General features: G+C 70.9%; 25 protein-coding genes. 3 read left to right on the forward strand and 22 right to left on the reverse strand.

Annotated elements, in window-relative coordinates; genetic code table 11:
- Position 1 precedes the first annotated feature (1 nt).
- Positions 2–976 (reverse strand): aspartate carbamoyltransferase catalytic subunit, encoded by a 975-nt coding sequence (locus tag PJ985_RS15175; RefSeq protein WP_271684293.1) that lies wholly within the window; start codon positions 974–976, stop codon positions 2–4.
- Positions 977–1,055: 79 nt separating this feature from the next.
- Positions 1,056–1,631 (reverse strand): bifunctional pyr operon transcriptional regulator/uracil phosphoribosyltransferase PyrR, encoded by a 576-nt coding sequence (gene pyrR, locus PJ985_RS15180; protein WP_271684294.1) that lies wholly within the window; start codon positions 1,629–1,631, stop codon positions 1,056–1,058.
- Between the two features lie 206 nt (positions 1,632–1,837).
- Between pyrR and bldD the strand changes: the two genes are divergently transcribed.
- A complete protein-coding gene (bldD, locus tag PJ985_RS15185; protein WP_271684295.1) occupies positions 1,838–2,338 on the forward strand; it encodes a transcriptional regulator BldD in 501 nt (166 codons plus the stop codon).
- Positions 2,339–2,424: 86 nt separating this feature from the next.
- Here the strand turns inward: bldD and nusB are convergent, their stop codons facing one another.
- The 19 genes from nusB to PJ985_RS15280 form a co-directional block, all read right to left on the reverse strand.
- Entirely contained in the window at positions 2,425–2,850 is a 426-nt protein-coding gene (gene nusB, locus PJ985_RS15190) for a transcription antitermination factor NusB (RefSeq protein WP_271684296.1), read from the reverse strand.
- A gap of 2 nt (positions 2,851–2,852) precedes the next feature.
- On the reverse strand, positions 2,853–3,419 hold the full coding sequence (gene efp / locus PJ985_RS15195) for an elongation factor P (RefSeq protein ID WP_271684297.1): 567 nt from the start codon (positions 3,417–3,419) through the stop codon (positions 2,853–2,855).
- Positions 3,420–3,480: 61 nt separating this feature from the next.
- Entirely contained in the window at positions 3,481–4,602 is a 1,122-nt protein-coding gene (locus PJ985_RS15200; protein ID WP_271684298.1) for an aminopeptidase P family protein, read from the reverse strand.
- A 108-nt stretch (positions 4,603–4,710) separates the two neighbouring features.
- Positions 4,711–5,649, reverse strand: coding sequence for an AAA family ATPase (locus PJ985_RS15205; RefSeq protein ID WP_443033491.1), 939 nt, complete (start codon positions 5,647–5,649; stop codon positions 4,711–4,713).
- Positions 5,543–6,001: a type II 3-dehydroquinate dehydratase gene (gene aroQ, locus PJ985_RS15210; protein WP_271684299.1), complete on the reverse strand. Its 459-nt coding sequence runs from the start codon at positions 5,999–6,001 to the stop codon at positions 5,543–5,545. Before aroQ ends, PJ985_RS15205 begins: the two co-directional genes overlap by 107 nt.
- Positions 5,998–7,092, reverse strand: coding sequence for a 3-dehydroquinate synthase (gene aroB, locus PJ985_RS15215; protein ID WP_271684300.1), 1,095 nt, complete (start codon positions 7,090–7,092; stop codon positions 5,998–6,000). The genes aroQ and aroB overlap by 4 nt, the downstream gene beginning before the upstream one ends.
- Positions 7,089–7,604: a shikimate kinase gene (locus PJ985_RS15220; RefSeq protein ID WP_271684301.1), complete on the reverse strand. Its 516-nt coding sequence runs from the start codon at positions 7,602–7,604 to the stop codon at positions 7,089–7,091. Before PJ985_RS15220 ends, aroB begins: the two co-directional genes overlap by 4 nt.
- Entirely contained in the window at positions 7,601–8,785 is a 1,185-nt protein-coding gene (aroC, locus tag PJ985_RS15225; RefSeq protein WP_271684302.1) for a chorismate synthase, read from the reverse strand. Before aroC ends, PJ985_RS15220 begins: the two co-directional genes overlap by 4 nt.
- 121 nt (positions 8,786–8,906) lie before the next feature.
- Positions 8,907–9,752 (reverse strand): shikimate dehydrogenase, encoded by an 846-nt coding sequence (locus PJ985_RS15230; protein ID WP_271684303.1) that lies wholly within the window; start codon positions 9,750–9,752, stop codon positions 8,907–8,909.
- A complete protein-coding gene (gene mltG, locus PJ985_RS15235) occupies positions 9,752–11,602 on the reverse strand; it encodes an endolytic transglycosylase MltG (RefSeq protein ID WP_271684304.1) in 1,851 nt (616 codons plus the stop codon). The genes PJ985_RS15230 and mltG overlap by 1 nt, the downstream gene beginning before the upstream one ends.
- A gap of 121 nt (positions 11,603–11,723) precedes the next feature.
- A complete protein-coding gene (ruvX, locus tag PJ985_RS15240; protein ID WP_271684305.1) occupies positions 11,724–12,188 on the reverse strand; it encodes a Holliday junction resolvase RuvX in 465 nt (154 codons plus the stop codon).
- On the reverse strand, positions 12,188–14,857 hold the full coding sequence (alaS, locus tag PJ985_RS15245) for an alanine--tRNA ligase (RefSeq protein ID WP_271684306.1): 2,670 nt from the start codon (positions 14,855–14,857) through the stop codon (positions 12,188–12,190). Before alaS ends, ruvX begins: the two co-directional genes overlap by 1 nt.
- The gene (locus PJ985_RS15250; protein WP_271684307.1) at positions 14,857–15,189 is read right to left on the reverse strand and encodes a DUF6167 family protein; all 333 of its coding nucleotides are present in this window, start codon (positions 15,187–15,189) and stop codon (positions 14,857–14,859) included. Before PJ985_RS15250 ends, alaS begins: the two co-directional genes overlap by 1 nt.
- 8 nt (positions 15,190–15,197) lie before the next feature.
- Positions 15,198–15,635 carry a DUF948 domain-containing protein gene (locus PJ985_RS15255; RefSeq protein ID WP_271684308.1) on the reverse strand — a complete coding sequence of 146 codons (438 nt, stop codon included), beginning with the start codon at positions 15,633–15,635 and terminating at the stop codon, positions 15,198–15,200.
- Positions 15,636–15,794: 159 nt separating this feature from the next.
- Positions 15,795–16,406, reverse strand: a complete 612-nt coding sequence (gene rpsD / locus PJ985_RS15260; RefSeq protein ID WP_271684309.1) for a 30S ribosomal protein S4 — start codon at positions 16,404–16,406, stop codon at positions 15,795–15,797.
- 187 nt (positions 16,407–16,593) lie between these two features.
- Positions 16,594–17,955, reverse strand: coding sequence for a replication-associated recombination protein A (locus PJ985_RS15265; protein ID WP_271684310.1), 1,362 nt, complete (start codon positions 17,953–17,955; stop codon positions 16,594–16,596).
- Between the two features lie 141 nt (positions 17,956–18,096).
- Entirely contained in the window at positions 18,097–18,789 is a 693-nt protein-coding gene (locus PJ985_RS15270) for a vitamin K epoxide reductase family protein (RefSeq protein ID WP_443033492.1), read from the reverse strand.
- Positions 18,790–18,893: 104 nt separating this feature from the next.
- The gene (gene hisS / locus PJ985_RS15275) at positions 18,894–20,153 is read right to left on the reverse strand and encodes a histidine--tRNA ligase (RefSeq protein ID WP_271684311.1); all 1,260 of its coding nucleotides are present in this window, start codon (positions 20,151–20,153) and stop codon (positions 18,894–18,896) included.
- An 11-nt stretch (positions 20,154–20,164) separates the two neighbouring features.
- Positions 20,165–20,878, reverse strand: coding sequence for an MBL fold metallo-hydrolase (locus PJ985_RS15280; RefSeq protein ID WP_271684312.1), 714 nt, complete (start codon positions 20,876–20,878; stop codon positions 20,165–20,167).
- Positions 20,879–21,038: 160 nt separating this feature from the next.
- Between PJ985_RS15280 and PJ985_RS15285 the strand changes: the two genes are divergently transcribed.
- Both PJ985_RS15285 and PJ985_RS15290 read left to right on the forward strand, forming a co-directional pair.
- Positions 21,039–21,860, forward strand: a complete 822-nt coding sequence (locus PJ985_RS15285; RefSeq protein ID WP_271684313.1) for a peptidylprolyl isomerase — start codon at positions 21,039–21,041, stop codon at positions 21,858–21,860.
- A 183-nt stretch (positions 21,861–22,043) separates the two neighbouring features.
- The gene (locus tag PJ985_RS15290) at positions 22,044–23,273 is read left to right on the forward strand and encodes a DUF349 domain-containing protein (protein WP_271684314.1); all 1,230 of its coding nucleotides are present in this window, start codon (positions 22,044–22,046) and stop codon (positions 23,271–23,273) included.
- A 125-nt stretch (positions 23,274–23,398) separates the two neighbouring features.
- Here PJ985_RS15290 and PJ985_RS15295 read toward each other — a convergent pair whose 3' ends face one another.
- Positions 23,399–25,822, reverse strand: coding sequence for a RelA/SpoT family protein (locus PJ985_RS15295; RefSeq protein WP_443033497.1), 2,424 nt, complete (start codon positions 25,820–25,822; stop codon positions 23,399–23,401).
- Between the last annotated feature and the right edge of the window lie 15 nt (positions 25,823–25,837).

The following is a 25,837-nucleotide window of genomic DNA, read 5'->3' on the forward strand; positions in this document are numbered from 1 at the left end:
GTTACGCGTTCTCCTCGGTGCGGGGGGTGGCAACGGCGGGTTCGGCTCCACCGAGCAGCAGGTACAGCACGGCCATCCGGATACTGACTCCGTTGGCGACCTGTTCGACCGCGGTGCAGCGGGGGGAGTCGGCGACCTCGGCGGTGATTTCCATCCCGCGATTCATCGGGCCGGGGTGCAGGACGACCGCGTGGTCGGGCATCCGGGCCATCCGGTCGCCGTTCAGACCGTAGCGGCGGGCGTACTCCCGCTCGGTCGGGAAGAACGCCGCGTTCATGCGCTCGCGCTGGACTCTGAGCATCATGACGGCATCGGAGGTCGCCAGGACGGAGTCGAGGTCGTAGCTGACCTCGCAGGGCCAGGGCCGCACCCCCACCGGCACCAGGGTGGGCGGAGCGACGACGGTCACCTCGGCGCCGAGGGTGTGCAGCAACCGGACGTTGGACCGCGCCACCCTGCTGTGCAGGATGTCGCCGACGATGGTGACCCGGCGCCCGGAGAGGTCCCGGCCCGTGCCGGGCCCGGTGAGGCGGCGACGCAGGGTGAAGGCGTCCAGGAGCGCCTGGGTCGGATGCTCGTGCGTGCCGTCACCGGCGTTCACCACACTGCCCTGGATCCAGTCGGAGGTGGCGAGCCGGTGCGGCGCCCCGGAGTCGTGGTGCCGGATGACCACCGCGTCCGCGCCCATGGCTTCCAGCGTGAGGGCGGTGTCCTTCAGGGATTCGCCCTTGGAGACCGAGGACCCTTTGGCCGAGAAGTTGATCACGTCGGCGGACAGCCGCTTAGCCGCCGCTTCGAACGAGATCCGGGTCCGGGTGGAGTCCTCGAAGAACAGGTTGACGACGGTCCGCCCCCGCAGGGTCGGCAGTTTCTTGATCGGCCGGTCTGCGATCCGGGACAGCTCCTCGGCAGTGTCGAGGATCAGGACGGCGTCGTCCCGGGTGAGATCGGCTGCCGCGATGAGGTGGCGCTTCATCCGTGCTGGCTCCGTGGGGTGATGGAGGGTGCTGACTGCGGGCAGGCGCGTAGCGGGCCCGGCGGGGCGGGTGGCGGCGTTACCGCTCGGCGGCCGGGGTGTCCGCCCGCTGACCGAGGAACACACCGTCATGGCCGTCCTCCTCGGTGAGCTGGACCCTGACCGTTTCCCGGAGCGAAGTGGGAAGGTTCTTGCCGACGTAGTCAGCACGGATCGGCAGTTGCCGGTGGCCGCGGTCGACGAGCACCGCGAGCTGCACGGCGCGGGGGCGGCCGATGTCACCCAGCGCATCGAGGGCGGCGCGGACGGTGCGGCCGGAGAAGAGGACATCGTCGACAAGCACGACCAGTCGCCCGTCGACGCCGTCACCCGGGATGTCGGTCCGGGCCAGGGCACGGGCCGGGCCGAGCCGCAGGTCGTCGCGGTACATGGTGATGTCGAGCGAGCCGACGGGGACCGGGCGGCCGGTGATGTCCCCGAGCCGAGCGGCCAGCCGGCGGGCGAGGAAGACCCCTCGGGTGGGGATGCCGAGAAGCACCACGTCGTCGGCGCCCTTGGCACGTTCGACGATCTCGTGGGCGATGCGGGTGAGGACCCGCGCGATGTCCGGCTGCTCCAGAACGGAGCGGTCGGGCACAGGGGTATTGCTGTCCATACGAAACGGACCTCCTTCCCCGCCTCACGGGACGGGTCTTAAAGGACGTCGGGAGAGCCTGGTCAGGCCCGCACCGAGAATAACAGGACCTTCCGTGTGCTTGTCATCCTCCCAGGTCAGCGGCTCCTCCTCCGCCCCGGCTTGACGGCTCTTATCACGCTGCGTAACCTCACAGTGAGTTACACCAGAGCCTTCCGGGGAGTCACATGTCCAGCGAATACGCCAAACAGCTCGGAGCCAAGCTCCGGGCCATCCGCACCCAGCAGGGGCTGTCGCTCCACGGGGTCGAGGAGAAGTCCCAGGGCCGTTGGAAAGCGGTGGTGGTCGGCTCCTACGAGCGCGGTGACCGTGCCGTGACCGTGCAGCGCCTCGCCGAGCTGGCGGACTTCTACGGGGTGCCCGTCCAGGAGCTCCTGCCTGGCAGCACCCCCGGCGGCGCCGCCGAGCCGCCGCCGAAGCTCGTGCTCGACCTGGAGCGGCTGGCCCACGTGCCGGCGGAGAAGGCCGGTCCTCTGCAGCGCTACACCGCCACCATTCAGAGCCAGCGCGGTGACTACAACGGCAAGGTCCTCTCGATCCGCCAGGACGACCTGCGCACACTTGCCGTGATCTACGACCAGTCGCCGTCCGTGCTGACCGAGCAGCTCATCAGCTGGGGCGTGCTCGGGGCGGACGCCCGGCGCGCCGCGCAGGCCGAGGACAGCTGACGTTCACCCCCGGCACACCGGCCGGGGGCGGGGCGAACCTTGCGGCTCGTCCCCGCCCCCGGCGGGCAGTGCGCGGCTGCCGGCGCTCAGGTGCGCAGGGTCGGTTTGAGGTCCTTCAGCCGCCCCAGCAGACCGTTGACAAAGGCCGGGGAATCGTCGGTGGAGAATTCCCGGGCGAGCTGCACCGCCTCGTCCAGGGCCACCTCGTCGGGAGTCCCGTCCTCCCAGATCAGCTCGTAGGCGCTCAGCCGCAGCAGGTTGCGGTCGACAACCGGCATCCGGTCCAGCGGCCAGTCGACCGAGTAGGTACTCAGAAGCTCGTCGATCCGGTCGGCGTGCGCGACGTACCCCTCGACCAACTGCATGGTGAACTCGCTCACCGGCGGCTGGCGGTCGTCCGTCCGGGCGAGCCGGACCCAGTCCGCGAGGACTTCGGTGGCCGGGCTGGCACGCTGATCGGCCTCGAAGAGGATCTGCAGTGCGCGTTGCCGGGCCTTGGTGCGGGCAGCCACGGTTAGTTGTTCACCCGGCCGAGGTACTCGCCGGAGCGGGTGTCGACCTTGATCTTCTCACCGGTGGTGATGAACAGCGGCACGCCGATCTCGTAGCCGGTCTCCAGCGTCGCGGGCTTGGTGCCGCCGGTGGAGCGATCCCCCTGGACCCCGGGCTCGGTGTACTCGATGACGAGCTCGACAGCCGTCGGGAGCTCGATGAACAGCGGGCTCTCCTCGTGGATGGCGACGGTGCAGTCCTGTCCCTCCAGGAGGTAGTTGGCTGCCTGACCGACCGTCTCCGGGGAGAGCGGGAGCTGGTCGAAGGTCTCCGTGTCCATGAAGACGAAGTCGGCACCGTCCTTGTAGGAGAACTGCATGCCCCGCCGGTCAACAGTGGCTGTCTCGACCTTGGTGCCGGCGTTGAAGGTCTTGTCGACAACTTTGCCGGAGAGCACGTTCTTGAGCTTGGTACGGACGAAAGCTCCGCCCTTGCCTGGCTTGACATGCTGGAACTCGACAACGGACCACAGCTGGCCTCCGTCGAGCTTGAGTACCATGCCGTTCTTGAGGTCGTTCGTGGTGGCCACGGTAGCGGAATCTCCTGAGACTGCTGCTGCGGGACCAAGGGCTCCCGCCGGCCCCGTGAGGCTAGAGAGCGAGAAGCTCCTTGGTCGTGATGGTGAGTAGCTCGGGTCCGCCGTCCGCGAGTGAGCGGACGACGAGCGTGTCGTCGATCCGGACCCCGCCCCGGCCGGGGAGGTGGACCCCCGGCTCGACGGTGACCGGCACGCAAGGGGTCAGTCTACCCATGGCGGCGGGCGACAACCGAGGGTCCTCCCCGATTTCCAGCCCCACACCGCGCCCGGTCAGCGGACCCAGCGCCTCCCCGTGCCCGGCCCCGGCGATCACCCGCCGGGCCGCCCGGTCCACCTCGCGGTACTCCGCGCCCGGCACCAGGGCCTCACGCCCGGCCCGCTGAGCGCTGAACACCAGGTCGTAGAGCTCGAGCTGCCAGTCGTCGGGGGCACTGCCGATCACGAAGGTCCTGCCGATGCAGCACCCGTAACCGTGGAACCGGGCTCCCAGCCGGACGGACAGGAAATCGCCCTCCTCCACCCGTCGCTCCGTGGGACGGTGACCGGCGAGCCCGGCATGCGGCCCCGCGGCCACCGAAGTGGGCAGAGCAGGACCCTCAGCTCCGTGATCGACGAGCCGGCGGTCGAGCTCCAGGGCGAGGTGACGCTCGGTCCGGCCGACCAGAATGGACTCCAGCAGTTCACCGAGGGCCCGGTCGGTGATCTCCGCGGCGATACGCAGCGCCGCGATCTCCCCCTCGTCCTTGACCAGCCGCTGCTGCTCCACAGCGCATCCCAGGTCGGACAGGCGCAGCCGAGGTGCCGCATCGGCCAGCGCGCGGTGCCGGGCGACCGTCAGGTGATGCTCCTCGACCGCCAGCGCGGCCACGCCCTCCCCGGTGGCCAGGGAGGCCGCGGCGAGCACCGGGTCGGCTCCGCCGTCCAGCGGCAGGACGCGCAGACCCCCGTCGTCACCCTGCCGCCCCACGAGCTCCTGCGCTGCGCCGTACGGGACGAGAAGCACGTCACCGCCGGCGGCTGTGGCGGACGCCATGAGCAGCAGCGCGCCGGTGGGGGCGGAGCCGGCGAGGTAGCGGATGTTGGCGGGCCGGGAGACCAGCAGCATCGCACCGTCGTCGGCCGCCTCGACACGCGCACGCAGTCGGGAGCGTCGGGCCTGGTGTACCTCGGGCATGAGCCGAGCGTACGCAGGGCGGCGGGCCGAGGGCCGTCCCGACGCGGCCGGACGGGCGTTTCGCAGGCGTTCCGACCCGCGGCGCCGGTGGTGGTCAGGGGGCCGGGCTCACCACTGCGACGGAGTGGTGAGGCTGCGGGCCACCGCGTCGTCCAGCATTCTGGCGGTGGCCGGCACGTCGTTCCGGGAATTGTCGATGATGGGAAGTCCCGAGCCGTACCAGCCGGCCATCCGGCCGTGGATGGAGGCCACTTCCTCGTCGGACAACCGACGCGTGCCGCTGCGGGCCGCGTTGCGCTCGAGAACGATCTCGAGGCCGGGCAGCAGCACCACGGGGATGAGGCCCGGGCCCACATGACGCTTCCAGCCTCCCAGGCCGACCGCCGGGCGGTCGGGGAAGACCGCGTCGTCCAGAATGCAGGAGATGCCGTTGGCGAGGTAGTTGCGGGCGGCGAATCCGCAGGTGCGGCGGGCCAGCCGGTACTGCGCCTCGGAGCGGTCGTCCCAGCCGGTCCGGGGGTCCGCGAATCCGGAGCGCACCCACTCCCGCACGTCGTCCAGGCTGATGTGGGCGGTAGGTACCGGCCGGGACTCCGCCCAGTAGCGGGCCACGGTGGTCTTGCCGGCTCCGGCCGGACCGATCAGCAGGACCGCGACACCGGCCTGGGCCGCCACCGCGTGCCCACTCCCGGCAGCGGGTGCCGGGGCAGGCAGCAACCCGGCGGGCGGGAGCTGGATGTGACCGGCCGTCCCGCCGTCGGGGGGCGCCGGGGGCGGCACTGGGGCATTGCCTGGCTGATGCATCCGCTGCCACTCCGTCCGTCTCGGGGCATTCTGTGCAAGGGCCGGGTGTACGGCCGGCCGGGGCCACACGCTATCCGGGATCACGCCGGGTAGCACGGGCCTGCCCGGCCGCGGGGTTGCCGCGGCCGGTACCTTCTCAGCTGCCCGGCCGCTTCTCGGCCGGCTCGGCGAGAGAGCGCAGAGCCAGGAAGTAGGAGCCGATTCCGAAGCCCGCGACGGTCCCGCTGGCGACCGCCGCGACAACCGAGGTGTGACGGAACTCCTCACGGGCGTACGGGTTGGAAAGGTGCACCTCGACCAGCGGAGCCGTGCGCTGGGCGGCGGCGTCCCGCAGGGCATAGGAGTAGTGGGTGAAGGCGCCGGGGTTCAGCACCACGGGCAACGACCCGTCGGCCGCCTCGTGCAGCCAGCGGATCATCTCGGCCTCGTCGTTGGTCTCCCGCACCTCGACGTCGAAACCGAGCTCCTCGCCCAGCGCTGTGCACCTCTCCACCAAGCCGGCATACGAGGTGGAGCCGTAGACATCGGGCTCCCGGGAGCCGAGCCGTCCGAGGTTGGGACCGTTGAGCACCAGGACCCTGGGCGGGGCGGTCATGCGGCGATCTCCGCGTGCGCGGCCAGCAGCATCGCCGGGTCCGGGCCCTCGAGCACGGCGGGGCGGCCGATACCGTCCAGGACGATGAAGCGCAGCAGGTCACCCCGGGACTTCTTGTCGATCTTCATGGTCTCCAGCAGCCGGGGCCACTGATCCCCGCGGTAGGTGACGGGCAGCCCGACCGCCTGCAGGAGGGTGCGGTGCCGGTCAGCGGTGGCATCGTCCAGCCGGCCGGCGATCCGGCCCAGCTCGGCGGCGAAGACCATGCCCACGGCGACGGCCGCACCGTGCCGCCACTCGTAGCGCTCGTTCTTCTCGATGGCGTGCGCCAGTGTGTGCCCGTAGTTCAGAATCTCGCGCCGGCCGGACTCCTTGAGATCCCCCGACACCACTTCGGCCTTCACCCTGACGGCACGCTCCAGCAGCTCCGCGGTGTGCGGGCCTTCAGGGGTGCGGGCGGCTGCCGGGTCGGACTCGATGAGCTCCAGGATGGCCGGATCCGCGATGAATCCCGCCTTGATGATCTCGGCCAGGCCGGACACGTAGTCGTGCACCGGGAGGGAGTCCAGCGCCGCGAGGTCGCACAGCACCCCGGCCGGCGGGTGGAAGGCCCCCACCAGGTTCTTTCCCTCCGCGGTGTTGATGCCGGTCTTGCCGCCGACCGCGGCATCCACCATTCCCAGCACGGTGGTGGGCACCGCGATCCAGCGCACGCCCCGCAGCCAGGTGGCGGCCACGAACCCGGCGAGGTCGGTCGTCGCGCCCCCACCCACACCGACGAGGACATCGGTGCGGGTGAAACCGGTCTGTCCCAGAGCTTTCCAGCAGTAGGCGGCGACTTCGGCGGTCTTGGACTCCTCGGCGTTCGGCAGTTGCACGGCGATGGCCTCGTAGCCCTGCTCGGCCAGGTCCTCCCGCAGCAGCCGGCCGGTCTCCGCCAGAGCCTCCGGGTGCAGCACCGCGACGCGCCTGGCATCCCGGCCGATGAGGCCGGGCAGCTCACCCAGCAGCTCCCGTCCGATGAGGACGTCGTACGGCTCGGTGCCGGCGGTACCGCTGACGGAGATTCGGATGGGGGTGTCGGTGGTCATGCTGTCCTGAGCTCCAATGCGTCGAAGACCGTCCGGGCGACCTCTTCGGGGCTGCGGCCCTCGGTACTGACCACCACGCGGGCGACCTCGGTGTACAACGGCCTGCGGTGTTCCATCAGGGTGCGCCACTGCTGCCGGGGATTGACGGCCAGCAGCGGCCGCGGTGCGTCGAGGCCGACCCGGCGCACCGCATCGGCGAGGGCGACATCGAGGAATACCACCGGCAGGCCGGCCAGCCGGGCGCGGTTCCCCGCGTCCAGGACCGCTCCGCCGCCGAGTGACACGATTCCCTCGTGCTCCTCCAGTGCGGCCCTGACCGCCTCCCGCTCCCACGCACGGAAGCGCTCCTCGCCCTCGGCGTAGAAGATCTCCGGGATGGCCTTGCCGGCGAGCTGCTCGATGTCCGCGTCGGTGTCCCGCAGCGGCAGTCCCAGGCGGTCGGCGAGCAGGGTACCGACGGTCGTCTTGCCCGCGCCGGGAGGGCCGACCAGTACCGCAGCCGGGCCGGTCATCGGATCTCCAGGTGGTCGAGGTACCCGGTGACGTTACGGCGGGTCTCGGTGACGCTGTCACCGGCGAACTTCTCCGCGACAGCGTCCGCGACCACCAGGGCCACCATCGCCTCGGCGACGATGCCGGCGGCCGGCACGGCGCAGACATCGGAGCGCTGGTGGTGGGCGCTCGTCGGCTCACCGGTGGTCACGTCAACAGTGGCCAGAGCCCGAGGCACGGTCGCGATCGGCTTCATCGCGGCCCGCACCCGGAGGAGCTCACCGGTGGTGAGCCCTCCTTCGGTGCCTCCGGAACGGCCTGAGGTCCGGCGGATGCCCTCCGCGGTGGGAACAATCTCGTCGTGCGCCTGCGAACCCGGGACCCGGGCCAGACCGAATCCGTCGCCGATCTCCACCCCCTTGATCGCCTGGATGCCCATCAGCGCAGCGGCGAGCCGTGCGTCGAGCCGGCGGTCCCAGTGCACATGAGAGCCGAGACCGACGGGCACCCCGTGGACGGCCACCTCGACAACCCCGCCGAGGGTGTCGCCGTCCTTGTGCGCCTGGTCGATCTCGGCGACCATCGCCCTGCTCGCCCCGGGATCCAGACAGCGCACCGGATCGGCGTCCAGGGCGGCCACGTCGCCGGGCTGCGGAACAGCGCCGTACGGGGCACGGGCCCGGCCGAGCTCGACGACGTGCGAGACGATCCTGATACCGGCGGTCGCTTCGAGGTACGAGCGGGCAACAGTCCCCAGCGCCACTCTGGCAGCGGTCTCCCGGGCGGAGGCCCGCTCCAGGATCGGCCGGGCGTCGGCGAAGCCGTACTTCTGCATACCGGCCAGGTCCGCGTGTCCCGGGCGGGGCCGGGTCAGCGGGGCGTTGCGTGCCAGGGCGGCGAGTTCGCCGGGATCGACGGGATCGGCCGCCATGACCTTCTCCCATTTCGGCCACTCGGTGTTGCCGACCATGATGGCCACCGGGGAGCCGAGAGTGAGGCCGTGCCGGACGCCTCCGAGGAACGTGACCTCATCCCGCTCGAACTTCATGCGGGCGCCGCGGCCGTAGCCGAGGCGCCGGCGCGCCAAGGCGTCGGCAACCATGTCCGTGGTGATCGGCACGCCGGAGGGGAGCCCCTCCAGGGTTGCCACGAGTGCGGGGCCATGGGACTCCCCCGCGGTCAGCCAGCGCAACCTGCTCAACGGGTCTCCTCGGGTACTTCGACCGTGCGAATGCTCTCCCCGATCATCCCACGGGTGCGCTGCCGGTCCGCCGCCCGTCCGGGTCGCGGACCGGCCGGAGAGCCGGCCGGCCTCCCTCTGCTCAGAGGCGGCCCGCCGGGCGGACCGCCTCCACCGCGCTGCGCATGCGATCCGGCCCCGCGAGGACGCGTCCGGTCATCAGCTGCACCTGGAGGGCAGCCTGGTGCACCAGAAGGTCGAGCCCCCCGACCACCGGGCCGCCCCGGGCCGACCAGGCGGCGGCGAGCGCCGTCGGCCACGGGTCGTACAGCACGTCGAAGAGCGTGCCGGGGCTTTCCGGCACCGCCCCCGCCAACGCGTCGGTGCTGCCCGCCGGCGTGGTGGCGATGACCAACGGAGCGTGCAGGGCCTCAGCGGCGTCGGACCAGTCAGCGGTCCGCACCTCCACACCCAGCCGGGTGCCCCAGCGGCGCATCTCCCCGGCCCGGTCCGCGCTGCGGACGTAGGCCGTCACCTCGCCGGTGCAGATCCGGGCGAGAGCCGCCAGGGCCGAGGAGGCGGTGGCCCCGGCGCCGAGGACGGCGGCCCGCTCCACCCGGTCGACCCCGCGCTCCCGCAGTGCCTCGAGCATGCCGGGGACATCCGTGTTCTCCCCGGTCCGCCGGCCGTCGCCGGTGAACAGCACAGTGTTGACGGCCTCCACCGACGCCGCGGTCTCGCTGATCCGGTCGAGCAGGGGGATCACGGCGCGCTTCAGCGGCATGGTCAGGGAGAGCCCCGCCCATTCCGCCGACAGCCCGTCGAGGAATCCCGGGAGGCCTGACTCATCCACCTCGAAGCGGTCGTAGGTCCAGTTCCGGAGGCCGAGCTCCTCGTACGCCGCCCGGTGCAGGACCGGGGACAGCGAGTGCGCGATGGGTGAGCCCAGCACCGCCGCCCGCCTGGGGGAAGCCGGAGCACCGGCCATCAGTCGTTCCCGTCCTGGTTCCGCTTGCGCCGCTCCTCGTTGAACTCCGCGACATGCCTGTCGTGATCGGCCTGGTCCCGTTCGAAGCGGGTGTCGCCCGGGCGGACGGTGACGAAGAACAGCCAGTCGCCCTCGGTCGGATGCAACGCCGCGTCGATGGCCTGGTGACCGGGGTTGTCGATCGGCCCCGGAGGCAGCCCGTAGTACCGGTAGGTGTTGTACGGGTTGTCGAGCTTGGTGTCCTCCACCGTCACATCCAGCGTCGATCGGCCTTCCGCGTAGTTGATGGTGGAGTCGAACTGCAGCTGCATGTTGATGTCCAGCCGGTTGTAGATGACCTGGGAGACCTTGCCGAACTCGTCGTCCTCCTGGGCCTCGGCCTGGATCAGCGAGGCGATGATGAGCACCTCACGGGCCGTCTTGTTCACCTTCTTCGCCTCGGACTCGAGGTCGAGGTCGGCGAACTCACGTTCTGCCCGCTGCACCATCTGCCGGAGCACGTCCTCGGGCGCGGAGTCCCCTCCCACGTTGTAGCGCGCGGGGAAGAGGAAGCCTTCGGGGTCCCCCTCCGCCCAGTCGGGCAGACCGAGATCTGCCTCGCCCGCAACCTTCTCGGTGGTGCCCTCGGGGAGCTCGAGCTGCTCGTCGATCGCCTCGTAGATCCGGGTCGCCCGCCAGCCCTCGGGAATGGTGAGGGTGTTGAGCGCGGACGGATCGGTCAGCATCTCGATCGCCGCCGACGCGGACATCTCCTCGCGGAGGGTGTAGATGCCCGCCTGGATGTTCCGCGCCGCGGGGTTGGCCCCGGCCGCCTCGACGAAGGCGTCGTGACTCTTGACCACACCGGCGTTCCTCAGGAGGTTGCCCATTCCGGACAGCGTGGCGCCTTCCGGGATCTCGACCTGGACCTCGCCGGTGCCCTGCCCGGCGTAGTCGGGTGCGGCTCCGAACCGGCTCTGGTAGGTCTGCCAGCCGTAGTAGACCACCGCGGACACACCGCCCACGAGGACCACGGCCATCACGAGGCAGGCGAAGCCGCTGCGGTTCCGCTTCTTCGCCTTTCCGCCCCGGCCGGCGGACTTCCCACCGGCGCGGCCCGCGCTCTCGTCCCGGTCCTCGTCCTCGTCGTCCCGGCCGCCGAAGAAGTCCTGCTCCCCCTGGTCGGGCCCCGGGTCCCAGCCGGTGTCCGGATCGGGGCCCCGGCCGGCTTCCCGCGCCTCCGGCCGGCGCGGGGCAGGCTCCGGCCCCGGCGCCTGCCGCTGATGCTGAGGCCGGGGCGGCGGATAGGCCCGGTCGGTGGCGTACATGTCGGGACGGTGCTCCCCGGTGCCGTCCGGCGGGGTGTGCTGCTGGGCGTAGGGATCCCCGCCATAGGCCCGGTCGGCCTCCCACCCGCCGTGGTACTGCTGCGAGTGGTTCTGTCCGCCGGCGGGGGTGTCGTACTGCTGCCCGGAGTAGTGCTGACCGGGATACTGCTGCTCCGAGTAGTGTTGCTGTCCGTGGTGTCCCTGCTGCCCGGAGTACTGCTGACCGGGGTATCCTTGCTGACCGTACTGCTGCCCCTGGGCGGGGTACTGCTGGTGCGCGGGGTACTGCTGCTCGGGGTACTGCTGCTGTCCGGGGTACTGCTGCTGTCCGGGGTGGTCCTGCTGGGGATAGGACTGCTGCTGTCCGGGGTGGTTCTGGTGCGGATAGGGCTGCTGCTGTCCGCCGTACTGCTGTTCCCAGGCAGCCTGGCTCCCGGCGCGGCCCGACGCGGTGCCGTACCTGTCCTCCCAGTCCCGGTCCCCGAAGAGCGGGTCGTCGGGATGCCACGGTTCGGAGCCGGAACCCCGGCCATACTCAGTCATCGATCCCCTTGTGACGGCAGGCAGCTGCGGGTCGTCGGCACCCCGGACGGAAGCGCGAACAGACCGCGGCCGGCCGTGGTATTCGAACGGCTGCGTTCCGCGGAACGTTACCGCACTGCGATCACACAACCACTTCGACGCACTCCCCGGGAGGTCTGCCCGACACCCGTTCGGTCTCCAGCGCACTCTGCAGGATCACCACGGCAGCGGCCTGGTCGATGCGTGAGCGCCCCTTCCTGGCGGAGGTGCCGGAGGCCCGCATTCCCTGAGCTGCGGTGACCGTACTCATCCGCTCGTCCACCAGCCGCACCGGTACCGGGGCGACACGGCGCGCAGTCTCCTGAGCGAAGACGCGCACCCTGGCCGCGGCCGGGCCCTCACGCCCGCTGAGCGAACGCGGGAGCCCGATCACGACCTCCAGCGGCTCGAGTTCCGCGACCAGAGCGGCGAGCCGCCGCTGGGCCGTCGGCACATCGCGCCCCGGCACCGTCTCCACCGGGGTGGCGAGGAGCCCGTCGGGGTCGCAGGCGGCGACCCCGATCCGGGCCTCGCCGACATCGACAGCCAGCCTTCTCCCCCGTCGCATCAGACGGCTTCCGCCACGAGGCGTTCGACCGCGGCGAGTGCCGTGTCCACGGCGGCCGGGTCCTGTCCCCCGCCCTGTGCGACATCGGGCTTGCCGCCGCCACCACCACCGAGGGCTTTGGCCGCCGCCCGGACCAGGTCACCGGCCTTCAGTCCGCGTTCCCGGGCCGCCTGGTTCGTGGCGATGACGGTGAGCGGACGGCCCTTGGCCACCGTGAACAGCGCGACCACGGCGGGGCGGTCCCCGGGGATGCGTCCGCGTACGTCGAGAACGAGCTTCCGCAGGTCGTCCGCGGAGGTGCCGTCCGGTACCCGTCCGGAGGCCAGCGCCACGCCGCGGATGTCCCGGGCGTCGCGTGCCAGACCGCCTGCGGCCTGCAGGACCTTCTCCGCACGGAATTTCTCGATCTCCTTCTCCGCCTCGCGGAGCTTCCCGAGCATCCCGGACACCTTCTCCGGCAGCTCCTCCGGGCGGCCCTTGAGCAGCTCGGTGAGCTGGGCGACGACGGTGTGCTCCCGGGCGAGGAAGTGGTAGGCGTCCGTGCCCACGAGCGCCTCCACCCGGCGCACACCGGCCCCGATGGAGGACTCGCCCAGCAGCTTGACCAGGCCGAGCTGCGCGGTGTTGTGGACGTGCGTGCCGCCGCACAGCTCCTTGGAGAAGTCACCGATGGTGACAACCCGCACCCGGTCGCCGTACTTCTCGCCGAACTCGGCGATCGCACCCTGCTTCTTGGCGTCCGCCATCGACATCACCTCAGCGGTGACGTCGAGTTCCCGGCCGAGTACCTCGTTGATCTGCTGCTCCACATCGGTGAGCACCGAACCGGGGACCGCGGTGGGCGAGCCGAAGTCGAAGCGGAAGCGGCCCGGGGCGTTCTCCGAACCCGCCTGGGCGGCAGTGGGGCCCAGAGCGTCCCGCAGCGCCTGGTGGGTGAGGTGGGTGGCACTGTGGGCGCGGGCGATGGAGCGGCGCCGCATCAGGTCGATCGCGCAGTGGGCGGCCGCACCGACGGTGACCTCTCCGACCTGCACCACGCCTTTGTGGACGCTGACACCGGGGACCGGCTGCTGCACATCACGGACCTCGATGACAGCCCCGGTGTCCAGCCTGATTCTGCCGGTGTCGGCGAGCTGACCGCCCCCCTCGGCGTAGAACGGGGTCCGGTCGAGTACGACCTCCACCTCGTCACCCTCCAGGGCGGCCGGTGAGGAAAGCCCGTCCACCAGCAGACCGACCACCGAGGACTCGCCCTCGGTGTGCGTGTAGCCGGTGAACTCGGTGACGCCCGCGGCATCGGCGATCGCACGGTAGGCCGACAGATCGGCGTGTCCGGTCTTCTTCGCGCGTGCGTCGGCCTTGGCCCGGTCCCGCTGCTCCCGCATCAGGCGCCGAAAGCCCTCCTGGTCCACGGACAGACCCTGTTCAGCGGCCATCTCCAGGGTGAGGTCGATCGGGAAGCCCCAGGTGTCGTGAAGCAGGAAGGCCCGGTCGCCGGTGAGCACGGAGCCACCGGCCGCCTTCGTCTCGGCGACGGCGGTGTCGAGGATGTTGGTGCCGGCCTTGAGCGTCTTGAGGAAGGCGCCCTCCTCGGCCAGCGCCACCGTCTCGATGCGCCTGCGGTCGGTGAGGAGCTCCGGGTACTGCAGGCCCATTGAGGCGAGCACGACGTCGACCAGCTCGCCGGCCACCGGGCCGGTGGCGCCCAGCAGACGCATGGTGCGGATGGCCCGGCGCATGATTCTGCGCAGGACGTAGCCCCGCCCTTCGTTCCCCGGGGTGACGCCGTCCCCGATGAGCATCACCGAGGTGCGCATGTGGTCGGCGATCACCCGCAGCGAGACGTCGGACTCCTCGGCCGCGCCGTACCGCACGCCGGTGAGCTCGGTGGCCTTGTCCATGACCACCCGCAGGGTGTCGGTCTCATACATGTTCCGCACGCCCTGCAGGATCATCGCCAGGCGTTCGAGTCCGAGTCCGGTGTCGATGTTCTTGGCGGGCAGCTCGCCGAGGATCGGGAAGTCCTCCTTGCCCTCGCCGTCCCCGCGCTCGTACTGCATGAAGACCAGGTTCCAGATCTCCACGTAGCGCTCGTCATTGACCGCGGGGCCGCCCTCGGGGCCGAACTCGGGGCCGCGGTCGTAGTTGATCTCCGAACACGGGCCGCAGGGACCCGGCACACCCATGGACCAGAAGTTGGGCCCCATCCCCAGACGCTGGATGCGTTCCGCGGGCACCCCGACGACCTCGCGCCAGATCCGCTCGGCCTCGTCGTCCCGCTCGTAGACGGTGATCCACAGCCGCTCCGGGTCCAGCCCGTAGCCGCCGTCCGCCACGGAGCCGGTGAGCAGCTCCCAGGCGAGCTTGATGGCGCCTTCCTTGAAGTAGTCACCGAAGGAGAAGTTGCCGCACATCTGGAAGAACGTGCCGTGCCGGGTGGTCCGGCCCACCTCTTCGATGTCGGGAGTGCGGACACACTTCTGCACGCTGGTGACACGCGGCGCCGGCGGAGCGACCTCACCCAGGAAGTAGGGCTTGAACGGCACCATGCCCGCGGGCACGAGAAGGAGGGTCGGGTCGTCCGCGATCAGCGACGCCGACGGCACGACAGTGTGCCCACGCTCCTCGAAGAAGCTCAGCCAGCGGCGGCGGATTTCTGCCGACTCCATCAGTGGTCCTCATTTCCGGTCGTTCGGTGAAGGGGGCCGCCGGCCGGGGCCCGGCCCGGGGCCTGCGGGAGCTGGGCGGCGGTCCCGGTGACGGGCCCGTCGGGGTCCGTGGTCAGCCCCAGTGCCTCGTTCAGCTCATCCTCGCGCCGTGCCATGCCCGTCCGGACGTCGAGTGCGAAGTGCTTGAGCCGGTGCCCCGTGACGACGGCCCGGTCGGCCGCCCGGAGAGCCAGGGAGTCGGGGGCCAGGCTGCGGAGGGTGCGGTGCACCTTGTGGGTGGCCCAGACCCCGGCGGCGGCACCGGTGCTGAACCAGAAGACACGACGGAACATGGAACTGATCAGTCCTTTCCGCCTCTGCGGCCGCGGCCGCGGCGCGGGGACGGCAGCGTCCGGCCGGCCACGACGTTGCGGCGGGTGGGCGGGGGTGGGGGGGTCTTGCGGCTCAGGGCACGGCGCACGCCGTAGCCGAAGGCCGCCACCTTCACGAGGGGACCGCCGAACGCGGTCGAGACGGTCGAGGAGAGCGCGGAGGCGTTGGAGGTGACCTCCTGGACATCGGACGCGATGGCGTCCACCCGGTCGAGCTGGGTCTGTGCCGACCGCATGGTGGCCGACGCCTCCCCGAGGAGGGGGACCGCCTGCTCCGTGACCGCGCTCACCAGCCGGGTCGCCGCTCTCAGCGTCTGAGCCAGCCTCACCAGCACCACGGCGAGAAAGGACACGAGAATGGCCCAGAAGACGGCCACCAGGATGCCGGCCACTTCACCACCGGACACGCTGCACCGCTTCCCTCGGGTCGGATGGAGTCGGCCGCCCGCGCCCGGCGGTCTGCTCCGGGCGTGGCGGCAGAACCCGACCTTATCGCGCCCCGCCGCCTCGTCCGTACCGCTTTCTCCCCGGCTGCCCGCGCCCCGGCCGGTGCGGTGGATCCACGGTCAGCGGGCGTAGTACTCGACCACGAGCTGTTCGTCACAGACGACCGGGATCTCCCTGCGCTGGGGGTCGCGGTCGAGCCGGAAGGCGAGAGCCTCCAGGTTGACCTCGAGGTATCGCGGAGTCTCCCCGTCCGGGGCATAGCCGCCCTCCCGCGCCACCAGGAAGGGATGCTTGCCGCGGCTGCGCTCACGGACCCCGACCGTGTCCCCCGGGCGAACGCGGAAGGACGGCTTGTCAACCTTCCGCCCGTTCACCTGGATATGTCCGTGCACAACCATCTGACGCGCCTGGTAGACCGTGCGGGCGATGCCGGACCTGAGCACCAGGGCGTCGAGCCGGCGCTCGAGTTCGATGATGAGGGCCTCACCGGTCTTGCTCTCGATCTTGCGCGCGCGGTCGTAGGCGCGTGCCATCTGCCGCTCACTGATGTCGTACTGCGCGCGGAGACGCTGCTTCTCGAGCAGCCGTACCTTGTAGTCGCTGCTCTGCTTGCGGCCGCGGCCGTGCTCGCCCGGCGGATAGGGGCGCTTCTCGAAGTACTTGACGGCCTTGGGAGTCAGAGCGACACCGAGTGCGCGTGACTTCTTGACCTTGGGGCGCGGCTGGTTCACCGTACGAGACCTCCAATAAAAGTTAGGTGAGGCTTACCTTATCTGAATGAGGGGTGTGGTGCTGTCCCGTGGCCCCTCGACGGATCAGCCGCACCCCGGGCCGCACCCGGCAGCCCTCAGCCGCCGGCCGGCGTACCCCTCCCGACAAACCGAACACTGCCGGTGGTCCGGCCATTCCCGGCGGCTGTCAGCCGGCGGGAGGCTCGCCCGTCAGACGTTCGCGCACCCGCTCCACCACCTCGGCGTACCGCGCCTCTGCACCGTGCCGCGTCGGGTGGTAGTACCGCTTGCCGTGCACCGCGTCCGGAGCGTACTGCTGCGCGGCGATACCACCGGGCAGATCATGCGGGTACCGGTAGCCCTGGCCATGGCCGAGCTTCCCCGCGCCGCCGTAGTGGGCGTCGCGCAGATGCGGCGGCACCGGTCCGGCCAGGCCCGCCCGGACGTCGGCGAGGGCCGCGTCAATGGCGAGGTAGGCGGCGTTGGACTTGGGCGCCAGCGCGAGCGCCACCGTCGCCTGGCCCAGCAGAATCCGCGCCTCAGGGTAACCGATCAGGGCAACGGCCTGGGCCGCGGCCACCGCGGTCTGCAGGGCGGACGGGTCGGCCATGCCGATGTCCTCCCCGGCAGAGATCATCAGCCGCCTGGCGATGAAACGGGGGTCCTCCCCTGCTTCGATCATGCGCGCCAGGTAGTGCAGAGCGGCATCCACGTCGGAGCCGCGGATCGACTTGATGAGCGCGCTGGCCACATCGTAGTGCTGGTCGCCGTCACGGTCGTAGGCCACCGCTGCCCGGTCGACCGCCTGCTCCAGCGTCTCCAGCCGGATCTCCGGCTCTCCGCGGTCCAGCGCCGCACCGGCCCCCGCCTCCAGAGCCGTGAGGGCTCGGCGTGCGTCACCGCCCGCGATGCGCAGCAGGTGGGCCTCGGTGTCCGCCGGGAGCGACAGGGAACCGCCCAGGCCCCGCTCACCCGCGACGGCTCGCCGCAGCAGCCCCCGGACGTCCTCCTCGGTCAGCGGCTCCAGAGTGAGCAGCAGGGAACGGGACAGCAGCGGGGAGATCACGGAGAAGTACGGGTTCTCCGTGGTGGCGGCGATCAGCGTGACCCAGCGGTTCTCCACGGCCGGAAGCAAGGAGTCCTGCTGCGCCTTGCTGAACCGGTGGATCTCGTCGAGGAAGAGCACAGTGTCCTTGCCGTAGGCCCCCGAGGAGCGGCGCGCGCCCTCGATGACCGAGCGCACCTCCTTCACTCCGGCCGTGATCGCCGACAGTTCGACGAACCGCTTGTCGGTGGCCTTGCTGACCACATGGGCGAGCGTCGTCTTTCCGGTGCCCGGCGGCCCCCAGAGGATGACCGAGGACGGCCCGGCCGGGCCGCTGCCGCCCTGTCCGACGAGGCGGCGCAGAGGTGAACCGGGTCGCAGAAGGTGGCCCTGGCCCACGACCTCGTCGAGGGTCCGCGGGCGCATCCGCACCGCCAGCGGGCTGGCGGCCGGGTCCTTCTCCTGGCGGTCCTCCGCGGCGGCGGTGAACAGGTCGGGCTCCACACCGGCCACCCTAGAGCAGTCCTTCCCCACGCACCGTCCACGCGGGTCCGCATCGGGAGGTGCGGGGCACCGGGGGAAACGCGCCCGATCGCCTCGGCCCCGGCGTCCGCCTCCCGGCCCGGCGGGCATCGGGCCGGGAGGTCACCCGGTCCAGAAGTCCCACCAGCGCGTGAGGATCAGCATCCCGATGATGCCCAGGTGCATGGCCGGCAGCACCCAGTGGAACTCCGTTACGCCGCGCCGGACGCCTTCCGGCACCGGGAGGAATCCGTGCCGGACGTTGTGCACGGCCGTGTACCAGAACATCACGACGGTGGCGGCCCAGGCCAGCATGCACCACAAGCAGAGCGAGCCGATCTCGTACAGCGACTGGTACATCAGCCAGGTACAGAACGCCACCCCGAACAGGGTGCCGGCCTGCAGGCCGAGCCAGAACCACCGCCGGTACCGGGCACCGGCCAGCAGCCCCATCCCGATCGCGATCACGGCGCCGTAGGTGACCAGGCCGAGCATCGGGTTGGGGAACCCGAAGACCGAGGCCTGGTCGCTCTGCATGATGTTGCCGCAGGACAGCACCGGATTGATGCTGCACGCGGGGACGAAGTCCGGGTTCTCCAGCAGTTTGAACTTGTCCAGGGTGATGACCCAGGCGGCGAGCAGGCCGAGGAAGCCGGTGACGACCAGCATCCAGGCGAACGGCCGGCTCGCCCCGACGGCTCCCCGGGGAGGTGCGCCGTCCGCGCTCTCGTACTCCGCGAGGTTCTCCGCCTGCTCGTCCTCCGCACGGGAGGACGAGCCCTTGGCGGGCGGGCCGGCAGGTGCCGTGGTCGTCATGGTGTCCTCTGGGTCAGCTCGGAAAGCCGGTCTGCCGTACATTGTGCACCCGCTGCGCTCCGCTGCGTAGAGCCCAACGGCCCGTTGCGGTCACGCGAATGCGCTCATTCCCGCCTGCCGGTGAGTTCTCCGGCCAGTGCTTCGAGCCCGACAGGCCGCTGCTCGCCGCTCTGCAGATCCTTCAGCTGCGCCACTCCCTGCGCGAGGTCCCGCTCCCCGAGCACGACCGCGTAGCGCGCACCGCTGCGATGGGCCGCCTTCATGGCTCCCTTGACGCCCTTCCCTCCGTAGGCGAAGTCGGCTGCGACACCGTCCCTGCGCAGCTGTGTCACCAGGCCGAACAGGGTGCGCCGGGCCTCCTCCCCCAGCGGCACGGCATAGACGAGGGGCGGTGCGGCAGGTGCCGGCCGCACCCCTTCCGCGCGCAGGGCCAGCACGGTGCGGTCCACCCCCAGCGCCCAGCCCACCGACGGCAGCGGAGGCCCGCCGATCATCTCGGAAAGCCCGTCGTAGCGCCCACCGCCGCCCACCGCGGACTGCGAGCCGAGACCGTCGTGGACAAATTCGAACGTGGTGCGGGTGTAGTAGTCGAGGCCGCGCACCAGCGTCGCGTCGTCCTCGAAGGTGATCCCCGCGGCGACCAGCAGTTCACGCACCTGCTCGTGGTAGCCCTTGCATCCCTCGCAGAGGTGATCGCTCATCACCGGTGCCCCGGCGAGCTGCTTCCGGACATGCTCGCGCTTGTCGTCGAGCACCCGCAGCGGATTGATCTCGATCCGTGCCCGGGTCTCCTCGTCGAGGTCGAGCCCGCGCAGGTAGTCCTGCAGCACGGCCCGGTAGACCGGTCGGCACTCCTTGTCCCCGAGCGAATTGAGGAGCAGCCGGAACCCGCGCAGTCCCAGCGACCGGTAGGCGTCGGCGGCCAGCACGATCAGCTCGGCGTCCAGCGCCGGGTCCTCCGCTCCCAGAGCCTCGGCGCCGACCTGGGAGAAGTGCCGGTAGCGGCCCGCTTGCGGGCGCTCGTACCGGTAGTAGGAGCCCGAGTACCAGAGCTTCACCGGCAGCGCACCGCGGTGCAGGTTGGCCTGCAGCGCGGCGCGCAGCACCGAGGCGGTGCCCTCAGGGCGCAGGGCCAGCTCGTCGCCGCCCCTGGTGGTGAGGGTGTACATCTCCTTGGTGACGATGTCGGTGGACTCACCGACGCCGCGGAAGAAGAGCTCGGCCTGTTCGAAGCCCGGTGTCTCGACGTACCCGTAACCTGCGCGGCGCAACGGGGCGGCGATGCCCTCGCGGACGGCGAGGAAGTCCGCGGAGTCCGGCGGGATCAGGTCGTACGTGCCCCGGGGGGCGGAAAAAGTGCTCACGGAAGAAGTCGTCACATTCCTCGTCGTGGAGCCGAGAGGTCCACGGATCCGGGGCCGCCGGCGACCTCCCGCAGGTACGGGTTGGTCGCGCGCTCTCGGCCGATGGTTGTCTGGGGGCCGTGACCGGACAGCACCACGGTGGCGTCCTCCAGCGGCAGGCAGACCCTGCCCAGTGACTGCAGGAGCTCGGTGTGGTCACCGCCGGGCAGGTCGGTGCGACCGACGGAACCGGCGAACAGCAGGTCGCCCGAGAAGAGCACCGGGGGGATGTCCCCCTGCTCCGGCATCGCGAAGGTCACCGACCCTCTGGTATGACCGGGAGCGTGGGCCACGGTCAGCCGCAGGCCCGCGAGCTCCAGCTCCGCGCCGTCCGTGAGCTCGCGCAGGTCGTCCGGCTCACCGATGGTCAGCTCACCCATCAGCTGCTGCCCGATGACCCGGCCGAGTGCTTTCTCCGGGTCGCTGAGCATGTACCGGTCCTCGGGGTGGATCCAGGCCGGCACCTCGTGAGCGCCGCAGACCGGGACCACCGAGGCGACATGGTCGATGTGCCCGTGCGTGAGGATCACCGCGACCGGCTTCAGCCGGTGCCTCGCGATGGTCTCCGCGACCCCTTCGGCGGCCTCGTGGCCCGGGTCGATGATGACGCACTCCTCGCCGGCGTCCGGGGCGACCAGATAGCAGTTGGTCCCCCAGGCTCCGGCGGGAAAACCGGCGATCAGCACGTTCGTCCCTGTCCTTTCCCGGCCCGGACCGTGTCCGGGCCCTCCGTTCGGGCACGTCGGCTCCGGGTCAGAGCCTACCGGCGCCGGTACCGCCGCAGCGAACCGTTACTCCTCCCGGATACGGTTCGTACCGAACGGTATCCGGGAGGAGGCCAGAGCGGTGGTCAGCAGGGAACAGCGGCGCAGGCAGCTCGCCCGCGCGAAGCAGCACCGGCAGGAGTCCCGGCGGGAGCCGGCGGCGCGCCACGGCGGACGGCGGCGGACGGCGGCGGTCGCCGTACTCCTCGTGGCGGTGCTGACGGCCGGAACGGTGGCCCTGGCACTGGCGATGACCCTGGACTCCGGCAAGGGCGGTGAGGGGGCGGCGTCAGCCGCACCGGAAGATCCGTGCGCGGAGCCGGCCGCGGGCGAGCCGTCCGGGGAGCGCTGGGACACCGAGCCGGACCTCGACATCGACCCGTCGGCCGGGTACAGCCTGCTGCTGGAGACCACCTGCGGTGACATCGAGATCGCACTCGACGCCGCAGCGGCGCCGCGCACCGTGAACTCCTTCCGCTTCCTGGCCGGCCACGGCTACTTCGACCACACCCGCTGTCACCGGTTGGTGACCGGACCGGTCCGGGTGCTGCAGTGCGGTGACCCGGAGGGCACCGGGCGGGGCGGGCCGGGTTACTCCCTGCCCGACGAGAATCTCGACGACCCCTCGGTCGCGGACGGCGTCTACCCGGCGGGGACCGTGGCGATGGCCAACCGGTACGACGCCGCCACAGGTACCGGGCGGAACAGCGGGGGCAGCCAGTTCTTCCTGGTGTACGAGGACTCTCCCCTGCCTCCTGACTTCACCCCCTTCGGCACGGTCACCGGAGGTGCCGAGGTCCTGGAGCGGATCTCGGAGGCGGGCAGCTACCCGGATCCGGCGACGGGCAACACCGCCCCGCACGCGACAGTGGTCATCGACAGGGCCACGGTCAGCGGGGGTTGAGGACCGCGCCGGCCAAGTTGCGGCCGGCGAGATGCGGACAGCCGGGCGGCGCGTCGCCTATGTTTGGCGGGGTGGCGGGCACCCCCTCGGGGTCGGTCCGCCGGCCGGACGAGACCGGACGAGAACAGTGGACGATGCCGGGGGCCGCGCGCCCTGTCGTGGGCATCATGTGGAGGAGGCGCTGTGAGCAGCGACCCGTGGGGCCGCGTCGACGAGACGGGGACCGTGTACGTACGGACTGCCGACGGGGAGAAGGTCGCCGGCTCCTGGCAGGCCGGTTCCCCGGAGGAGGCCCTCGCCTATTTCGAGCGCAAGTATGCCGGCCTCGACGTGGAGATCGGTCTCCTCGAGCGCAGGGTCCGCACGACGGATCTGTCGGCCAAGGACGCCATGGAGGCCATCGGACATCTGCGTGAGCAGGTCGCCGCGGCCCATGCCGTGGGGGATCTGGACGCGTTGGGCAAGCGGCTCGACAAGCTGGTCGGCACGGTCGAACAGCGCCGTGAGGAGCGCAAGGCTGCGAAGGCCAAGGAGGCGGCCGAGGCGAGGCAGGCGAAGGAGTCCCTGGTCGCGGAGGCTGAGGAGCTGGGCGCCAGCGATCAGTGGCGGTCCGCGGGTGAGCGGCTGCGCTCTCTCGTCGACACCTGGAAGGGGCTGCCGCGGCTCGACCGGAAGACGGACGACGAGCTGTGGCAGCGGTTTTCCCAGGCCCGGTCCGCCTTCTCCAAGCGGCGGAAGGCGCATTTCGCGGCGCTCGACGCGCAGCGCGAGGAGGCGCGGCGCCGCAAGGAGAAACTGATCACCGAGGCGGAAGCACTCTCCGGTTCCACCGACTGGGCGCCCACCGCTGCGCGGTACCGGGACCTCATGCAGGACTGGAAGGCCGCCGGCCGCGCGCAGCGGGAGGTCGAGGAGGACCTCTGGAGCCGTTTCCGGGCGGCGCAGGACGTCTTCTTCCAGGCCCGGGGGGAGGTGTTCGCGGAACGCGACGCCGAACAGCGTGACAACCTCGCCCGCAAGGAAGAGCTCGCCACCGAGGCGGAGAAGCTGCTGCCGATCACCAATGTGAAGACGGCGCGGCCCGCCCTGCGGTCGATCGCGGAGCGCTGGGAGGCCGTCGGGCACGTCCCGCGTGACGACCGGGCCGCGATCGAGGGGCGGATGGCGGCCGTCGAGCGTGCTGTGCAGGAGGCGGAGGAGGCCGAGTGGCGGCGCAGCAATCCGGAGGCCCGGGCGCGTGCCGCCGGGCTGACCGGACAGCTGCAGGAGGCCGTCGACAAGTTGCGGACGCAGGCGGACAAGGCACGGGCGGCCGGCCACACCGCGAAGGCGGAGAAGCTGGAGAAGGAGCTGGCGGGCCGGCAGGCACTGCTGGACCAGGCGCTCAAGGGCCTGCAGGAGTTCGGCGGCTAGGGTTCCCGCTCTCGGTCACGGCGGGGGCCGGTGGGCCCGGTACGCGGTGCGTACCGGGCCCACCGGCCTCGCTCAGCGGTTCCCGGCCCGCCCGGCGCCCCGGGGTGAGCGTCCGGTACCCGGGATCACCCGTCCTCCGGGGTCGGACGGCGGGCAGAGGTCACCCGGTAGACGTCGTACACGCCCTCCACTCCGCGGACCGCCTTGAGGACGTGCCCCAGGTGCTTGGGGTCGCCCATCTCGAAGGTGAACTTCGAGATCGCCACCCGGTCCCGCGAGGTCTGCACGGCCGCGGACAGGATGTTCACGTGCTGGTCGGAGAGGACCCGGGTGACGTCCGACAGCAGCCGGGACCGGTCCAGCGCCTCCACCTGGATGGCGACCAGGAACACCGAGGACTGGGTGGGAGCCCATTCGACCTCGAGCATCCGTCCCGCCTCCTGGGCGAGTGAGTCCACGTTGACGCAGTCGCCGCGGTGCACCGAGACACCACTGCCACGGGTGACGAAGCCGATGATCGGATCGCCGGGGACGGGGGTGCAGCAGCGGGCGAGCTTCACCCACACATCGTCGACGCCCTTGACCACCACGCCGGGATCCGCGGTGGACCGCCGCTTGGTGCGGGCGGGGACCGGCGGCGCTGTCTCGGCGACATCCTCGTTGGCGGCCTCCTCACCCCCGACGGCCTGAACGAGCTTCTGCACCACGCTCTGCGCCGACACATGGTTCTCACCGATCGCGGCGTACAGCGAGGAGATGTCCGGGTAGCGCATCTCGTGGGCGAGCGTGACCAGCGAGTCGCCGGTCAGGAGATGCTGGATCGGGAGGTTCTGCTTCCGCATCGCGCGGACGATGGCGTCCTTGCCGTGCTCGATCGCCTCGTCCCGGCGTTCGCGGGAGAACCAGCCGCGGATCTTGTTGCGGGCCCGGGGGGACTTGACGAAGCCCAGCCAGTCCCGGGACGGTCCGGCTCCGGACGCCTTGGAGGTGAAGATTTCCACCGTCTCGCCGTTGTCCAGCGTCGACTCCAGTGGCACCAGGCGGCCGTTCACCTTCGCACCGATGGTCCGGTGCCCCACCTCGGTGTGCACCGCGTAGGCGAAGTCCACGGGGGTGGCCCCGGCGGGCAGCGCTATCACGTCGCCCTTCGGGGTGAAGACGAAGACCTCGTTGCGGGAGAGGTCGAACCGCAGTGACTCCAGGAACTCTCCCGGGTCCTCGGTCTCCTTCTGCCAATCGATCAGCTGCCGCAGCCAGGCCATGTCGTTGACCGTGTCGCCGCGTTTGTCGCCCTTCTTCGTCGGCTCCGCGCGCACCTTGGAGTTCCCGGCGACCGCACGCTGCTTGTACTTCCAGTGCGCGGCGATGCCGTACTCGGCCCGCCGATGCATGTCGAAGGTGCGGATCTGCATCTCGACGGGCTTGCCTCCCGGCCCGATGACCGTCGTGTGCAGCGACTGGTACATGTTGAACTTGGGCATCGCGATGTAGTCCTTGAAGCGCCCGGGCACCGGGTTCCACCGGGCGTGCACGGTGCCGAGCGCGGCGTAACAGTCGCGAACGGTGTCGACCAGGACACGGATGCCCACCAGGTCGTAGATCTCGGCGAAGTCGCGGCCCCGGACGATCATCTTCTGGTAGACGCTGTAGTAGTGCTTCGGCCGGCCGGTGACGGTCGCCTTGATCCGCGCGCCTCCCAGGTCCGCCTGGACCTCGTCGATGACCGTGGCCAGGTACTCGTCGCGCTTGGGGGCCCGCTCGGCCACCAGGCGGACGATCTCGTCGTACATCTTGGGGTAGAGGATGGCGAAGGCCAGGTCCTCCAGCTCCCACTTGATGGTGTTCATGCCCAGCCGATGGGCCAGCGGAGCATAGATCTCCAGCGTCTCGCGCGCCTTCTGCTCCTGTTTCTCCCGTTGGAGGAAGCGCATGGTGCGCATGTTGTGCAGCCGGTCGGCGAGCTTGATGACGAGGACCCGGGGGTCCTTGGCCATCGCGACGACCATCTTGCGCACGGTCTCGGCCTGGGCGGCTTCCCCGAACTTGACCTTGTCCAGCTTGGTGACGCCGTCGACCAGCAGCGCGACCTGGTCACCGAAGTCACGGCGCAGGCTGTCCAGCCCGTACTCGGTGTCCTCGACCGTGTCGTGCAGCAGTCCGGCCATCAGGGTGGCCGGGTCCATCCCGAGCTCGCCCAGAATGGTGGTCACCGCCAGCGGGTGAGTGATGTAAGGGTCGCCGCTCTTGCGCTTCTGCCCCCGGTGCCAGCGCTCGGCCACCTGGTAAGCCCGCTCGATCTGCCGCAGCACCGCGGTGTCGGCCTTGGGGTCGTTTGCGCGCACCACCCTGAGCAGTGGCTCGAGCACGGGGTTGTACGGGCTGGAGCGCTGGACCCCAAGCCGAGCCAGCCGGGCCCGGACGCGGTTGGAGGAGCCGGAGCGTCCGGAGATACCGGACACCGCGGGTGCCGGCCGGGGCTCCGGAGCCGGCGGAGCGGCAGCCTTGGAGGAGGTCGCGGACCGGCCCTGCGAGTCGTCGCGCCATTCGATGGCCGTCGCACCGCC

Origin of the sequence: Streptomyces sp. ACA25, assembly GCF_028200735.1 — a bacterium.
Classification (GTDB): Bacteria; Actinomycetota; Actinomycetes; order Streptomycetales; family Streptomycetaceae; genus Streptomyces.

What these genes read in the sequence shown, in the direction of transcription:
- aroB (WP_271684300.1), bottom strand. Translation starts at nt 7,092, where the DNA reads ATGACCACCGACACCCCCATCCGAATCTCCGTCAGCGGTACCGCCGGC.
- pyrR (WP_271684294.1), bottom strand. Translation starts at nt 1,631, where the DNA reads ATGGACAGCAATACCCCTGTGCCCGACCGCTCCGTTCTGGAGCAGCCG.
- bldD (WP_271684295.1), top strand. Translation starts at nt 1,838, where the DNA reads ATGTCCAGCGAATACGCCAAACAGCTCGGAGCCAAGCTCCGGGCCATC.
- aroQ (WP_271684299.1), bottom strand. Translation starts at nt 6,001, where the DNA reads ATGACCGCCCCGCCCAGGGTCCTGGTGCTCAACGGTCCCAACCTCGGA.
- alaS (WP_271684306.1), bottom strand. Translation starts at nt 14,857, where the DNA reads ATGGAGTCGGCAGAAATCCGCCGCCGCTGGCTGAGCTTCTTCGAGGAG.
- PJ985_RS15175 (WP_271684293.1), bottom strand. Translation starts at nt 976, where the DNA reads ATGAAGCGCCACCTCATCGCGGCAGCCGATCTCACCCGGGACGACGCC.
- PJ985_RS15220 (WP_271684301.1), bottom strand. Translation starts at nt 7,604, where the DNA reads ATGACCGGCCCGGCTGCGGTACTGGTCGGCCCTCCCGGCGCGGGCAAG.
- mltG (WP_271684304.1), bottom strand. Translation starts at nt 11,602, where the DNA reads ATGACTGAGTATGGCCGGGGTTCCGGCTCCGAACCGTGGCATCCCGAC.
- PJ985_RS15200 (WP_271684298.1), bottom strand. Translation starts at nt 4,602, where the DNA reads ATGCCCGAGGTACACCAGGCCCGACGCTCCCGACTGCGTGCGCGTGTC.
- PJ985_RS15250 (WP_271684307.1), bottom strand. Translation starts at nt 15,189, where the DNA reads ATGTTCCGTCGTGTCTTCTGGTTCAGCACCGGTGCCGCCGCCGGGGTC.
- ruvX (WP_271684305.1), bottom strand. Translation starts at nt 12,188, where the DNA reads ATGCGACGGGGGAGAAGGCTGGCTGTCGATGTCGGCGAGGCCCGGATC.
- PJ985_RS15230 (WP_271684303.1), bottom strand. Translation starts at nt 9,752, where the DNA reads ATGGCCGGTGCTCCGGCTTCCCCCAGGCGGGCGGCGGTGCTGGGCTCA.
- PJ985_RS15270 (WP_443033492.1), bottom strand. Translation starts at nt 18,789, where the DNA reads ATGACGACCACGGCACCTGCCGGCCCGCCCGCCAAGGGCTCGTCCTCC.